9 protein-coding genes are annotated in these 14,913 nt (G+C 69.8%); 2 read left to right on the top strand and 7 right to left on the bottom strand.

Going from position 1 to position 14,913, the window contains the following annotated elements; translation table 11 throughout:
- Nucleotides 1-142 precede the first annotated feature (142 nt).
- Nucleotides 143-1,462, top strand: a complete 1,320-nt coding sequence (locus tag KHZ24_09745) for a helix-turn-helix transcriptional regulator (protein ID MBS5451470.1) — start codon at nucleotides 143-145, stop codon at nucleotides 1,460-1,462.
- An 8-nt stretch (nucleotides 1,463-1,470) separates the two neighbouring features.
- Here KHZ24_09745 and KHZ24_09740 read toward each other — a convergent pair whose 3' ends face one another.
- The 5 genes from KHZ24_09740 to KHZ24_09720 form a co-directional block, all read right to left on the bottom strand.
- Nucleotides 1,471-1,962 (bottom strand): hypothetical protein, encoded by a 492-nt coding sequence (locus KHZ24_09740; GenBank protein ID MBS5451469.1) that lies wholly within the window; start codon nucleotides 1,960-1,962, stop codon nucleotides 1,471-1,473.
- 178 nt (nucleotides 1,963-2,140) lie between these two features.
- A complete protein-coding gene (locus KHZ24_09735; protein MBS5451468.1) occupies nucleotides 2,141-2,977 on the bottom strand; it encodes a cyclase family protein in 837 nt (278 codons plus the stop codon).
- Between the two features lie 251 nt (nucleotides 2,978-3,228).
- Nucleotides 3,229-4,245, bottom strand: coding sequence for a hydroxyacid dehydrogenase (locus KHZ24_09730; GenBank protein MBS5451467.1), 1,017 nt, complete (start codon nucleotides 4,243-4,245; stop codon nucleotides 3,229-3,231).
- 435 nt (nucleotides 4,246-4,680) lie between these two features.
- Nucleotides 4,681-6,042, bottom strand: coding sequence for a C40 family peptidase (locus KHZ24_09725; protein ID MBS5451466.1), 1,362 nt, complete (start codon nucleotides 6,040-6,042; stop codon nucleotides 4,681-4,683).
- Nucleotides 6,043-6,949: 907 nt separating this feature from the next.
- Nucleotides 6,950-8,614 carry an FAD-binding protein gene (locus KHZ24_09720; GenBank protein MBS5451465.1) on the bottom strand — a complete coding sequence of 555 codons (1,665 nt, stop codon included), beginning with the start codon at nucleotides 8,612-8,614 and terminating at the stop codon, nucleotides 6,950-6,952.
- Nucleotides 8,615-9,123: 509 nt separating this feature from the next.
- Here KHZ24_09720 and KHZ24_09715 point away from each other — a divergent pair.
- Entirely contained in the window at nucleotides 9,124-10,692 is a 1,569-nt protein-coding gene (locus KHZ24_09715; protein ID MBS5451464.1) for a hypothetical protein, read from the top strand.
- A 95-nt stretch (nucleotides 10,693-10,787) separates the two neighbouring features.
- On the opposite strand, the gene KHZ24_09710 is transcribed toward KHZ24_09715, so the two are convergent.
- Nucleotides 10,788-12,896, bottom strand: a complete 2,109-nt coding sequence (locus KHZ24_09710) for a M13 family metallopeptidase (GenBank protein MBS5451463.1) — start codon at nucleotides 12,894-12,896, stop codon at nucleotides 10,788-10,790.
- A 518-nt stretch (nucleotides 12,897-13,414) separates the two neighbouring features.
- Nucleotides 13,415-14,467, bottom strand: coding sequence for an asparaginase (locus tag KHZ24_09705; GenBank protein MBS5451462.1), 1,053 nt, complete (start codon nucleotides 14,465-14,467; stop codon nucleotides 13,415-13,417).
- Nucleotides 14,468-14,913: the final 446 nt, after the last annotated feature.

The following is a 14,913-nucleotide window of genomic DNA, read 5'->3' as shown; positions in this document are numbered from 1 at the left end:
CGTGCTGGCGCTGGGGTTCGTGCTGGGCCTGACGGGCGCCCTTGCCGCGCTGCCGGGCCCCGTGAGCTTCGCGCTGCGCACGGTGCTGTACGCGGTCGGCTCGGCGTCGCTGACGCTGGCGTGGTTCGTGCCGTTCGCTCGCATGGCCGAGGCGAGCCTTGCCGTGCGCTGCGTCATCGCGGGATACCTCGCGCAGGCGGCGCTGTACCTCGGGATGTCGTTCCTCGGAGGGTGGGCCGCCTTTGTCGCCTGCATTTTGGCGTTGGCGCTCTCGTGCGCCCTGATGGGGGACGCGCTGCGTCGGGGCGTCTTCTCCGCGGCTCCCGTTGACGGGGGAAGCGGTCGCACCGCCGCGTATCGGCAGCGCCGCCGCTCGCTGCGCTCGGCGCTCATCCCGCTGGTCAGCTCGTTCACCTGCGTTTTCATCCTGACGATCGTCGTGAGCCTGATGCACACGTCCGTCATCGGCAACGAGCTCGAGCCGGTGCTCGGCGCTGTTCCCATGGCCGAGGCGCACGCGCTGGCCACGGCGATCTTCGTGCCCGTGATGGCCCTGCGCCGCCGCGTGCCCGACACGACGCTTGTCTACCGCGTGCTGTTTCCCGTCATGCTGGTGGCGCTCTCCCTGCTGCCGTTCGTCTCCGAGGCCCTCGGCACGCTGTCGGGCCTGGCGATGGTCGTGTGCTACGACATCGTGGGTATCGCGTTCGTGCTGCTGCTCGTGGAGGTCTCGCAGGCGCGCCGTGACGTGCCGCCTGCGGCGCTCATCGGCGTCTATCAGGTCGGGACGGAGGCGTCCGTGGCGGTGGGGCTCGTGCTGGGGCTGGGCATCAACCGCCTGGGCGCGCACGCCTCCGAGGCGTCGTACGTGACGATCCTGATGCTCGCCTGCATCTACCTGCTGTCCACGGTGCTCATGGTGCTGCTGCGGCGTCGGGGGAGTGTCTTGGATGCCGCCGGGCCGGACGACGACGCAGCCCTCGCTCCGCGCGAGGGGAACCGCTTCTCGCAGCGAACGCGGGGCGGGGACGACGCTGGCGCCCCACCGGTCGGCGGCGCGGCCGCGGGCGAACCTGCTGCCCGCGACGATGCCGCCCGTGCCGCCTGGCCCGATGGCGAGGCGGGGGCTTCCGGGCCCGATGGGACCGCCGATGGCGCGCGTGTCTCGGCGCACCCCACGCCCGGGGAGCACGCCGAGCAGCAGAGCGTGCGCGAGCAGGTGAGCGCCCGCGTCGAGCTCTTCGCCCGCGAGAAGGGGCTCACGCCGCGCGAGGCGCAGGTGCTCGTCCAGCTGGCGCGCGGGCGCAGCGCCCCCGCGCTCGCGGCGGACCTGGGCATCACGGAGAACACGGCGTGGGCGCACATCAAGCGCATCTACATGAAGCTCGACGTCCACGGCCGGCAGGAGCTCATCGACCTGGTGGAGCGCGAGGTCATCTCGCCCGCCGGGGACGAGGGGTGAGCCGGGGCCTACCCGAAGACCTTGACCGCCTGCTTTGCTATGCGCTCGCCGTAGAGGTGAAACCACGCGCGGTAGTCATCGAGGTGCTCGCGGATGGCGACGGGGCCGAGGTGGATGACCGGCCTGCCCCACGCCATCCCTCCCGAGTACGTCATCATGCCGTAGACGAGCAGCTGGTCGAGGATCGTGCGGATGCCGAGGTCGCCCCCGCCCTGCACCCAGTTCGCCGTTGCGAACGCGCCGCCGAGCTTGCCCGCGAGCTCGAGGCCGTGCGTGCCCGACTGCATCCACTCGGCCATGGGGGAGGCCACGGTCGCCGCGTAGATGGGCGTGCCGAAGACGAGGCACTGGCTCGCCTTGGCCCACTCCTCGTCGACGGCCTCGATGGGAAACGTTCGCGCCTGCACGCCCTCGACGGCGTTCATGCCGGTCACGATCTCGCCGGCCATCTCGGCTGTCGTGCCCGTCTTGGAGTAGTAGATGACCGATGCCTGTATCACGATGAGCCTCCTCATGCGGTTAGCCTAGGCGAACGGCGCGTCATCCCTAAGGCACCCCGCTTCGTACGAGAGAACCCGACCGCCGCTCGTGCGTGGCGATCGGGTCCTCTTCCGTTGTGCGCGTTTCTGGCGTGAAGGCCTGCGCGGCCCCCCTAGGGGTGTGCAGGCCGGCCGGCGCTTAGCAGCAGCCGCAGCCCTTGTCCTCGGCCGGCTTGGCCTCGGAGCAGCCGCACCCGCAGCCGGGCGTGAGCTCCTTGGGGAAGATGGCGATGCAGCGGGCCGTGAAGCCGACGCCGTTCGTGACGTTGGGCCAGGTGCACGAGATGATGGCGCCCGCCGGCGGCACCTTGTCGAGGTTCTTCATGACCTCGATCTGGTAGTGGTCCTGCTGCAGCACGTAGAGCTCGCCGGCCCAGCCGTGGCCCGCGCCGGGCGCGTCGGTGTCCGTGGGCTCGTGGCCGATGGCCGTGACCTTGCGGTCCTCGATGAGCAGCTTGAGCGCGTCGAGGCTCCAGCCCGGGTAGTGGGGGTTGCCGTCGGCGTCGTTGTTCTCGTAGTCGTCGGCGTGGTCGACGGACCAGTCGCTGCGCATCGCGACGAAGGAGCCGGCGGGAATCTTGCCGTACTTCGCCTCGAACTCCTCGATGTCGGCCACCGTGAGCTCGTAGTCGGCGTTGGCGCGCACCTTGTCGGCGACGTTGATGACGAACAGCGGCATGAGCGTGTCGCGCACGGACACCTCGTTGAGCGGACGGCCGCCCGGCACGAAGTGCAGCGGGGCGTCGATGTGCGTGCCGTACTGGCTCACGATGTAGTAGGCGTCAGCCTTGCAGCCGTCCGAGTAGTTGAGCGGCTGCGCCACCTGGTGGAACGGCTCGAAGCCGACCCAGTGCGGCGTCTGGGGCGAAACCTCGTGGGACAGCTCGACCCACGCGAAGTCGTCGCCGCGCAGCTTCTCGACGAACTTCACGAGGCGATTTGCGGGCGTGGGCTTGTCCTCATCACAGCAGGCCATGGGATGCCTCCTCGTCTGGGCCTCGGGGACGGCGATCGCCGCGGGCCGCTGGTCGCGAGCTGGATCGGGCGGCCGGTGACTGGGCGATGCCGCGCCGGGGCGCGTACATTGCAGGTACTACGGAAATGTAGCGATGCGGCTGGGCGCCGGGTGGCAAGCCGAGCCTATTTAACCGGGGGGAAACAAGAAAACCGCCGAGTTGCTGCGGAGTACGTGTGGCTGCCCGGGGCTCGCTGCGGGGGCGTCGCTCCCTATATCCCGTTGACGACGCAGGTGGGGCGCTCGCCTCGCTTGATGCGCCCGACGTTCTCCCACATGTGGATCTGCCCCCGGCGGAGGCTACCTGTCGTGATGCCGCCGACGTGCGGCGAGAACAGCACGCGCCCCGCTGCCTCGACCGGCAGGTTGACCAGCGGGTTGTCTGCCGTCACGGGCTCGGGCGCCACCGTGTCAAGCCCCGCGCCGGCGAGCCGTCCGGCCGCCAGCGCCTCCGCCAGCGCTGCGTTGTCCACGAGCTCGCCGCGGGCCGTGTTCACCAGGTAGGCGCCCGGGCGCATCTTCGCGAGGAAGGCGGCGTCCACCATGCCGGTCGTCTCGGGCGTCACGGCACAGTGCAGGCTCACGAAGTCGCAGGTGGCGAGCAGCTCGTCGAGCGGCAGGTACGTCACGCCGAGCTCGGCCTCGAGCGCGGCGTCCTTGCGTCCGTGCCCGCCGCCGTAGACGACGCGCGTCCCGAAGGCCCGCAGCCGCGAGGCGACGGCCTGTCCGATGCAGCCGAGTCCCACGAGGCCCACCGTGCAGTCGGCGAGGTCGGTGATGCCGCGGCGCATGCCGGCCATCTTGGCCTCCATCTGCCGGCCGTCACGTACGGCGGCGTCGCCGGACACGACGGAGCGCAGCAGGCCGAGCATGAGCAGAATGGTCTGCTCGGCGACGGCCCCGGCGTTCATGCCCTGGTTGTTGCACACGAAGACACCCCGCGCCGCTGCGGCCGCGCAGTCGATGCGGTCGAAGCCGACGCCCTCGGAGTTGATGAGCCGCAGCCGGGGCAGCCCCTCGATGAGCATGGCCGGCACGGACGCCACGACGTCGGAGAGGATGACGTCGGCGTCGGGCGCGGAGGCGAGCACGTCCTCGATCGATGCATCCCTCCCCAGGAACGCGCACCGCTCGGAGTCGAGCCACGGATTGCCGGGGAGGAGCCGGCGGTAGGCCGTCTCGTCGCCGAGGATGGCTATCGTGAGCGGGGTGGGCTGGCTTGCGGGCATGGCGGATCTCCTCTCTGAGGTGGTTTGCCGCCATGATAGGCCCGCGATGCGGCGCCGCGCCACGGGAGGCTTGCTCCTCGTAGTGCTTTTGGCGCCTGGCCGGCTCGCGGGGTTATCTCCCGAGGAGGGTTGCTGCACGCGCGCCGGCGTCCCGCGGCCAGGAACCGGGCTCGTGCACGCCGCCGCGGGCCCGCAGCTGCCGCGAGCCCCGCGCCGTCCAGCGAATCCGCAGGTGGCGGGTGCCCCTCTCTGCGCGGCCGCACCCGAGAGTGGTGCCCGCCCGTACACGAGCGGCATTCCTGGCCGCGAGGCGCCTCCCCGCGCGCAAAAAGGCCCGGGATTGCGCCTCTGCGAGCGCGATCCCGGGCCTTTCAGGCGCTGCCGAGATTTTTGGGGCTGTGAGCAGGGAGATACCCCCAGTGCGGTTGCGCGCCCTTAGAACGGGCTGCCGCCGCCGCAGAAGCCGTCGACGAAGTACATGCTGCGCACCTGGACGCCGCCGTTGGGGATGGAGTCGATGACGTAGCCATCGCCGATGTAGAGCGCCACGTGGTAGATGGAGCCGCCGCGCGCGTAGAACACGAGGTTGCCGGGCACGAGGCTGTCGGCGCCCACGATACCGCCCGCGCCTGCGACGGTGTTGTACTGCACGCCCGACTGGTGATAGAGGTAGTACCCGCAGTCGGCATACGCCTGCGACGTGAGCCCCGAGCAGTCCATGACGCTGTAGGGCGTCCCGATGTAGTTGTACGCCGCGCTCACGACGCCGGCCGGCTGGTAGCCGCTGCCGCCGCCTGACGAGCTGCCGGAGTCGTCGTAGCCGCCGTCGTCATACCCGCCATCGTCGTAATCGGAGCCGCCGCTGGCGTCGCCCGCGCCCGCGTCTGCCCCGCCGGTGGTCCCGGCGTCGCCGGTCCCCGCATCCCCGCCGGTCGTGCCCGCATCCCCGCCGCCCTGGTTCGTGGCGGCCTGCTGCTGGGCTGCTGCCTGGCGCGCGGCCTCCTCCTCGGCTGCCTGGCGCGCGGCCTCCTCCTCGGCTGCCCGACGCGCCGCCTCGGCCGCCGCCTGGATCTCGGCGTTGCGCTGGGCGATGAGCCCCTGCACCTCGCTGTCGAGGCTGGCTACGTAGCTCTCGGTCTCGGCAACCTGCGCGTTGAGCGTCTCGAGCTCGACGGCCTGCTGGGCCTGGAGCTCCTCCTGCTGGGCCTTCTGCTCCTGGAGGGCGTCCTGGTCGGCCTGCAGCGAGGCCTTGATGTCCTTGACGTTCTGGATGGCCTGAGCGTCGGCGTCGGACGTCTTGCCCGCGTAGAACACGCGGTTGACGAAATCGTCGAAGTTCGTGGCGCTCAGGATGACGTCGAGCATGCCCGTCGAGCCGGCGCGATAGCTGGCGTTCACGCGGTCCGCCAGCACGTCCTGCGCCTGCGCAAGCTCCGTCTGCTCCTCGTTGATGGAGACCTGCAGCTCGTCTATCTGCACGTTCGTGTTGTACAGGTCGGTCGACGTCTGGTCGTAGGCCGCCTGCGCGTCAAAGGCCTGGTCCTGCAGGATGGAGAGCTGGCCCTGCGCGGCCTCGTAGCGGCTCTGCGCGTCGGCCAGGGCTGCCTCCGTCGCTTCAGATGCCAGCGCCAAGCTTCGCAGGGCCATCGGCGCCAGAACGAGCCCGGCGGCGGCGCCCGCCAGACCGCGTGCGAACGAGCGGCGGCTCAAGAGCGCGTCTGTGAGGGCCGCGGCCTCCCCGCCTGTCGGAATATCCTGCTCGGTGCGGCCGCTGCTGGCCGGGTGCCTGTAAGTCATGAATGCCTCGCCCTGCGTCTGTGTTTGAGCTGCGTCGTTTTCCGTGCCTTCGGATGTCCCGGCGGTATGAAAGTCGCGGGACTCCCAAAGCGCAGAAGTCTCCCCATTCTACCCGTTGTCCGGGCGCCCCGGCCACGGGATCCGGGCCGGCCGGCCGCTTCGGCAGCAAAACGCCGCCTTTCACGAGGCCTTTTCTTGCGAGGTGTCATCTTTGTGGGCGGCCGGGCGCCTAAAAACTGCGAAAGTGCGCTTCTCTTGGAAACGCGCTGCACCGATCGGGCAGAAGTGCGCGTTTCTTCCGTGCGGCGAGGGCTCACGACGCCGGCTCGCGAAAACATGCCGATTCGCTACCTGCGGTTTTGCCGCGGCGAGGGGATCGCTGGGCGGTGATGGCGCCCCGCGAGGGCCAAGAGCCGCGCACTTCTGCTGGAAAAGTACAGCCGATGGCCAAGAGCCGCGCACTTTTGCCAAATCGGGGCCTGCGCGGGGCCTACGCACCTGCCGGAGAGCGCCCGCCAAGCCCCTGGGACCCCCGCCGCGCGCAAGACCTTGCCGCTCTGCGCGCCCCGCCCTGCCCTCCCGCCGCGCCGCGGGCCTTCCGACCCTTCGGGTCTTGCTGCCCCGCGAGCCCCTGCCGCCCGCCGCTCGCGCGAGGACCCGCTTCCTCGCAAGCTTCTCGGCTCCCTGGGGCCCTCGTCGCCGCCCGCCGCTCGCGCACGCAAAAAGCCCCGCCGCCCGGGGGAGGCGACGGGGCTCGTGGTCAGCGGGCCGTGCGGGGCGCCTCGGGGGAGAGCGGCCCCGCGCCCGCGTGATCATCGCAGGTGGCGCGTTCGGCCCGCAGGCCGCATGGCAAAGGCGCGCGCCCGGGCGCCGTTGAGCCCCGAGCGCGCGCCGTCAGGACGAGACCTTACGCGTCCCAGTTCTCCAGCGAGGAGGCGTGGCGGGCGCAGATGCGGCCCCACACCATGTTCTCGGCGTTGTTGCCGCCGGTGATGCCGTAGCTGTGATCCTGGAAGTTGCCGAAGCAGCCGGCCGCGTACAGGCGCGGGATCGGGTTGCCGGCGGGATCGAGCACCTGGCCGTTCGTGTTCTTCTCGGGGCCGCCCAGCGTGGAGCAGCTGCCCGGGTAGATGGCGTAGGCGTAGTAGGGGCCCTGGTCGGCGATCGGGATGAGCGTCTGGGGCTCACGGTCGAAGCGCGCGTCCTTGCCGTCGGCGCAGAAGCCGTTGTACTCGGCGATGGTCGCCTTAAGCGTCTCAGCGTCCATCCAGGAGTCCCACTCCTTCATCTTGGCCGCGAGCTCGTCGATCGTGTCGGCCTTGATGATCCAGCCCTTGTCGACCTCGGCCTGGTTGTCCTGGCTCCAGCCGTCCCAGTCGCGCAGCTCGTCGGGCAGGTCGCTCGCGAAGTTGCCGCACTCGAACGAGTCGCCCTGGCTCGTGCCCATCTTGCCGGCCGTGAACGTGGCCTCGTCGAACACGCACCACGTCGGGATGCGGTCGAAGTCGCAGATGGCGTCGGAGAACGACATGAGCGTGTGCCAGCCGTTGTGGGGCGAGCCGGTGTTGTTCTCGTCGACGAAGCGCTTGCCCAGACGGTTGACCCAGATCATGGAGTAGCCGGGGCAGAAGCACAGGACGGAGAAGTCGTTCTCGGGGTCACGCGTGTACATGGCCGTCATGGAGATGACGTTGTCCATGTGCCACAGGTTGGCGCCCACGTCCTGGACCATCTTGATGCCGTCGCCGGTGTTGAAGCGCCAGCCCTCGAACTTGAACGGGTAGATCTTGAGGTACTTGTTCTTGAGCTCCTCGTTGAACTCGAAGCCGCCGCACGTCATGATGACGCCCTTGCGCGCCTTGACGGCCTTCGGCGTCTCGTCGGAGCCGATGAGCGTGTAGGCGCCCAGGATCTCGCGGGTCGTCGGGTCCTGGATGAGAGACTCGTCGTGGCAGTCGAACATGATCTTGGCGCCGAGCTCCTCGCGCTTGGCGTCGAGCTCGTGGAACGTCTTCATGCCGAAGCCCTCGACGGAGCTCAGGCGCTGGCAGCCGGCGAACTTGGACTCGTCGAGCTTGTAGTACTCGGGGATGGCGCCGGCCAGGGCCGTGTCGACGATCGTGTACGTCATGCCGTACTTGTCGGCGTACTCGGTGTTGCGCGCGCACTCCTCGACCCACGCGTCAGCCATCTCGGCGGGGATGGCACCCTTGGAGAACGTCGTGAGGTACTCCTTGAAGACCTCCTTCTTGTCCTCGGGGATGATGGTCCACTCGCCGTTGTTGATGCGCGAGTTGCCGCCGCCCTCGACGGGGGCCTTCTCGAGGATGAGGACCTCCTGGCCGCACTCGTCGGCGCCGATGAGCGACGCCCACATGCCGGCGCCGCCGTAGCCGATGACGAGCAGGTCGCACTCGTAGTCCCACGTCTCGGGGATGCCCGCGGCGGGCTTGTCGGCCGCGGCCGAGGCCTTCTCGTCGGCCATCGCCATGCCGGCACCGGCCAGCGCGGCGGCACCGGCGGCGCAGCCGGCACCCTTGACGAAGTTGCGGCGGGAGATGTCGTTGCTCATAGCTAACGTACCCCTTTCCTTGCGTTGCGTCTGTCCGAGGAACTCGCGGGCCTCGCGGCGTGCGGGAACCGGACGCTCAGATGCTCGCCCAGGCGGCGAGCTGGCTCCAACAATGCCGCTCCAGGCTCGGGTGGCCAAGCGGCGCGGCGTCGTATTTCGGGCGAGACCGGTATCATATCCATCGTCGTAGACCCCCGTGAGCTGCGCAAACAAGGGAGGGGGCGCTCTGCGGTCGGTAGGCGGCGGGCGGCGCGTGGCTCGCACCGGCCTCCAAGGCGCCCCGATGCCGGGCGTCCGCCCGTCCGAGCCGTACGCGCCTGTTAGCCAAACCTTCCGCGTGATTGGCGCCCCACAACCGTCTCGCGCGTGCGACAATGGGCGGCAGCGTGGCATTGACGAGCGGCGTTTCGTTCTCGGGGGAGAAGATCACCGGCGCCGCTTGCGGGTGGAATGTCGAGCATCGGGGGAGCGTGGCCGTGACAGCGCAGAGAGCAAAGCGAGCGTCGGGTATGGGCGGCTTGGCCGCAGCGGTCGCGACGGCGGCGGGCACCGACTCGATCCCGGCGGACGCGTCCGAGTCTCCGCGCGACGCCTCCTCCGCGCGCCCGCGCATTCCCCTATTCGAGCTGCTCGTCCTTGCGCTGGGCTTCGGCCTGTGCCGCGTGTGGGTCGTCAGCACGATGGCCTTCGCCGGCGGCTTCGAGCTTGCGGGGGGCGGCGCCTTCCAGCTCGATCAGATCTACCTGCTCGCGGGCGCGGCCGCCACGTGCGTCGCGGCCCTGCTCGGCACGCGGCTGTTCGACTCGCCGCAGGGCCTCGCGCGGCTCAACTACGCCTCGCTGGGCCTCGTCGTCCTGAGCCTTGCCGCCATGGCGCTCGCGGGGGCGCTTGCGGCCGCGCCGGCGCAGGTCGCGGCGTTCGCGCTGGCGGGCGCGGCCTCGGGCATCCTGCAGGTGCTCTGGGGCGAGCGCTTCGTGCGGCACAGCATGCGGCTCGCCCTGCTCGCGGCGCCGGCGGCGGCCATCGTGACGGCGCTCGTGATGATGGCGCTGCCCGACGCTGCCGTTGAGGCCTGCGTCTACGTGGCCCCGCTGCTCTCCATAGCGCTGCTGTGCACCAACCGCGGCGAGGCGGGCTCGCTCGTGCTCAGCCTGCGCCCCCAGCCCGCCGATGCCGCCGTGCTGGCCAGCGTCCCGGGCGAGGCGGGCAACCCCGTGGCGTCGACGACGCTCGTGCGGCTCATGGCGTCCATCGCGGTGTTCTCGCTCATCGGGCGCTGCCTCGACTCGTTCCCCGCGGGGGTCGACGCGAGCACGCCGGCGTTCTTCGAGGCCAACTACATGTTCCTTGCCATCCTGGCCGTGGGCGTGCTGTTCATGGCGCTCGTGCTGGTTTTGGGCAAGCGGTTCGACACGATGATGGTCTACCGGCTGTCGCTGCCGCTCATGGTGGCGGGCTTCGTGATCCTCACGCTGTTCATGGACCGCTTCACGCTCGAGTCCATCTTCGTGATCACGGCGGGCTACGAGTTTTTCGACGTGCTGTTCTGGGCGATGCTCGTGGGCGTGGTGCGCACGGGCGGCCGCCGGCCGGTCGCGACGTTCGGCTGGGGCGTGGCGTGCACGTACGCGGGCATGGCGTTCGGCACGATGATCAGCCGCGCGACGGCGGCCCGGCTGCTCTCCGGCGAGCTGGACATCTCGGCGTTCTCGATGGTGAGCATCCTGGCGCTCGTCCTGCTCGTCGTGCTCGTGCTGCCCGAGGGTACGCTGTCGAAAGTGGGCGCCTCGCGCTCGGGCGCCCGGGGCGCGGGCGCGGGTCGGGCCGGCGAGGGCGACGGCGGGCTCGCGGTGCGCTGCGAGGCCGTGGCGCGGCGCTACGACCTGACGCCTCGCGAGCGCGACGTGTTCGTGCTGATCGCGCGCGGCCGAACGCTGGGCGTGATCTCGCGCGAGCTCAACATCGCCGAGGGCACGGCGCGCACGCACATGGGGCACATCTACGCCAAGCTGGGGGTTCACCGCCAGCAGGAGCTCATCGACCTCGTGGAGGCCGAGCCGCTTCCCGAGGAGGAGTAGCGGGCTGCGACGGGCGCCCCGCCCTCCAAAAAGCGGGGCGCCCCCAGCCTGGATGCCAGGTGCGCCCCGCTGTCCCAGACGCTCTGCCCCTGCGCCTACCAGATCTTCGGCCGGCTCTCGGGATCCTGCCACATGCCGTCGCCCTCGGTCACGCCGAACGTCTCGTAGAACTCGTCAAGCGCGCTCAGCACGGCGTTGACCCGCACCTTCGCGGGCGAGTGGACGTCTGTCGCGACCTGGTCGGCCAGCCACGCGTCCGTGCCCTTCGTGGCCCACTGCCGCCCGTACGCCTCGAACAGCGCCCCGAGGTCGAGCCCCTCCTCGACGGCGATCTGCGTAACGCACGACATGCCGGCCAGGTCGGCGATGTTTTCGCTGAGCGTCTGCTCGCCGTGGATCTGCCGCCCGTTCACGGAGAACCCGTCGTAGTACGCCGCCATGTGCTCGGCCAGCTCCCGGAAGTGCGCGTAGTCGGCCTCGGTCCACCAGTTGTTCACGTTGCCGAGTTCGTCGTACTGGGCGCCGTTGGCGTCGAACGCGTGGCTGATCTCGTGGGCGATGGTGGACCCGATGCTGCCCAGGTTCTGCTCGCGCGGCGCCGTGACGTCGTAGATCGGCGGCTGCAGTATGCCGGCGAGTATGGTGATGGAGTTGCCCGACTGCTCGTAGAACGCGTTGACCGTGGCGGGGGTAGGGGACCACTCAAACTCGCGGCTCTCATCGGTGAGGAGGGCCAGGTCGTTGCGCACCGCTGCCGCCCCAAGCCGCGCCGCGTTGTCTGCGAAGACGCCGCCCTCTTCGGGGAACGACGGCCTCGCCTCATCGTCGTAGAAGTCCTGGGGCCAGGTGTCGGGATACCCGGCGCGCACCTTGAGCGTGTCGAGCTTCTTGAGGGCGCGCTCCTTCGTGTCGGGACCCATCCAGTCGAGCCCCTGGATGCGCCGGGCAAACACGTCAACGATGTCGCCGGCCATGTCTGCGACGTCCTGCCGGGCCGCCTCGGGAAAGCGGGCGGAGCAGAAGAGGCGCGAGCACTCGTGCTTCGCCAGCGTCTCCTCGATGGTGTTGAGCAGGTCGCGCTCTGCCTCCGGGGCCTCGGTCAGGCCGTCGCTGACCATGAGGTACTCGCGCTTAGCTGCCTCCGCTTCCGTGCTTGCATAGCTGGCGGTGTCGACGAGCAGCACCGTCTGCGCGTACCTCTTGAGCAGGGGCAGCCCCTCGTCGGTGAGGTGGGACGCCATCGCCCGCAGCCCGCCGACGTCGCAGACGTTGAGCTGCGCGTCGGGGTCTGCGCCTGTTGCCTCGCAGAAGTACGCGACGTCGAGCGCGCCACCCAGCAGCTCCGAGAGCTCGCCCGGCGTGAGCAGGTTTGTCGTGGCGGAGGGGTCGTGCTGTTGAGCGACGCTCAGCGACGAAGGGGCGACCTCGCGCATGAGCCCAACGACATCGGCGGCGATGGCTCGGGCCTCCTCGCTGCCTGCGCCGCGAATCTCCCAGAGGCGGGCGACGAAGCCCTCGTAGGCGTCGACGACGCGCCTGAGCGCCTCGTCTTCCGAGAGCAGGACCTCCCTTTCGGGGCCGAGGTCGGGTGTCCAGAGCGACAGGCACCGCTTCGTGGCGTCATGCGGATTCTGGTCGACGTTGAACCTGAGCAAGGAGAGGCTGCCTGCCTGCAGGGCGGCGTCGAGCGTGCACGACAGGAGCTCCGTGGGAGTCTGGGCCTGCTCGATGGCTCGCAGACAGGATTCGGTGACCGTGCCGAAGCCATTGGCGTCGCGCGTCTCGGCATCCGTACCGGTCGCGTAGAGTGCGCCGACGGTGCGCAGGTCGGGATCGTCGAGGTCGGGGCTGGTCGCCGCGGTCCTGATGAGGTCGTCGAGCACGTCGCGCACGTTGTCGCGCAGGTTCGTGAACGTGGAGACGCGCGATTCGCCTGCGGGGATCTCCCAGGAGGCGAGGGTATCGTGGTTGACGGCCTCGTAGAAGTCGTCCACGGGCGAGGGGGCCGCGTCGGCTCCCGAGGAGGTTGCGGCCTCCGATGCGCGCGCAAGCGAGCTGGGGATGCCCGCACCGGCCGCGAGGGCGCTTGCGGCGAGCGCGGCGCCCAGCCCGGTGAACGTCCGGCGGGTCAGGCCCTCGGGCGCCGGCGACGTTGTGGGCGCTTCCCGGCGGAGGGATGGGGCGGGATGGCTGGCGATGCTCATGGCGGACCTCCCGATTTGGTTGAGCCTGGGTGGGCGCCTCCAGTGTAGCCATCGAGGCGTGCGGGGCAGCCTGACGGGGCGATGTTTCGCGCCAGAGGTCGCGAACGGGCGGTTCGGAGGAACGAGCGTGGCCTTGCTGACCCGGTTAGCCCGATACATTACCGGGACAGAGGGCTCGAGGCGGCCCCATTGCTAGAAAAAGACGCTTTGGCGACCTCTTGCGAGGACGGCTGCTAAGAATTGCCAGTCTGGCGATGCCGCATGCGAAGAAGGCCCGTATGGGCCAGGTGGTTACCTGGGCTTTTGCCGAAAGGCGACGCAGGGGCCGCCACAACGGGGGGCAAAAGGGCCGGGTTTCTCTGCGAGTGGCTCGCCCAAGCGTCAAAAAATAGCAAGCGCGTCCGGGAAGGGTCGCCAAGCCGTCAATTCTTAGCGGTGGGGGCGTGGGGATTCGCGCGAGGGCGATCCCAGCCCGACGCCCCAGCGCTGGGTCTCCCGCTTTCTGGCGAGCCCCGCCGCTACTCCGCGTCGATGCGGTCGTGGTTGACGCTCCGGTAGAACAGCGCGCGCACTTCCTCGGGGTCGCGCGTCTGGCCGAGCGCCCACATCGTCTTGGCGACGAGCGCCTCCGTCGTCATGTCTGCGCCTTTCAGGATGGCGGGGCACTCCGCGTAGGCGCGCCCGACCTCGTAGACGCCCAGGTCGCAGCCCTCCTCGGGCACCTGCGTCGTCAGCACGACCGTGCGCCCGGACGCGACCCAGTCGAAGATGGCCTCCTCGAACGTGGGGCCGTCGCCCTCGCCGTGCTCGGGGATGCCGCCGATGCCGAACGTCTCGACGATGACGGCGTCGTAGTCGGCCTTGAGCAGCTCGAAGATGCCGGGCCCCACCTCGGGCGTCAGCTTGAGCACGAACACGCGCTCGTTCAGCCGGTCGAAGGTGCGCAGCCCCTCGGGCGCCGGCCTCTGGTCGATGCCCGCGCGCACGACGCGCTCGCCGCGGATGAGTGCCAGCGTCGGGAAGTTGACGCTCGTGAACGCGTTGAAGCTCATCGTGCGCTGCTTGCGGGCGCGCGTGCCGGCGATGACCTCGCCGCCGAACACGACGGCCACGTCGTGCGAGCGCGGGTCGGTCGCGTAGAGCATGCTCTGGTAGAGGTTGAGCTTGGCGTCGGTGAACGGGTTGGCCATGGGGCGCTGCGAGCCGGTGAGCACGATGGGCTTGGGGCTGCCCTGGATGAGGTAGGACAGCGCGGCGGCCGTGTACGCCATCGTGTCGGTGCCGTGCAGGATGACGAAGCCGTCGTAGGCGTCGTAGCGCGTGACGATCTCGTCGCGGATGCGCATCCAGTCGCGCGGGCGCATGTTCGTGCTGTCGATGTTCATGGGTTGCACGATGTCGAACTCGCAGAGCTTTGCTATCTCGGGTACGTAGCCTGCGAGCTGCTCGCCGGTGAGCGCGGGGGCGAGTCCGTTGCCGTCCTCGGTCGAGGCGATCGTCCCGCCCGTGGCGATGATGAGGATGTGCTTACGGGGTGCGGCGCTTTCGGGCGCAGGCGAGGGCGTGGTCATGGCGGGCCTCCCGAGGTGGGCGGTGACGGGACGGGGGACATTGTACCGGCCCGTGTGGGCTGCGGACGCGCGCTCCCGGTTTCTCCGCATCGCGCGGGGAGGGGACGCTGAGCTCATCGCGAGGATCCCCCGCCCCGCTTCCGGCGCCCCGCGGGCTTGCTCTGTGTCGCGCGCTGGTCGCACTGGTCAGAAAACGCGGCTCTGCTGGCTTTTGCAAAACCGTCGCTCGGATTTGGGCGCGTTTTGCGGCTGTGCGAGGTTTGCGGGCCGCCCTTCATCCCGGCGCACAAGAAACCAGCAGGTAGGCGGCTTGCAGTCCCTGCTCGCCATCGCCCCAGGCTGCAAAATCGCCCTGCAAACCTCGCATGCCCGCAATTCGCGCCCATTTTCAGCGCCTCATTTTGCAAGACCTCGCACAACCGCAAGGAATGGCCTTCCCGTCCCTC

It is taken from the genome of Coriobacteriia bacterium (genome assembly GCA_018368455.1).
Lineage (GTDB): Bacteria > Actinomycetota > Coriobacteriia > Coriobacteriales > UMGS124 > JAGZEG01.
This window is presented reverse-complemented; position numbering and strand designations above follow the sequence as displayed.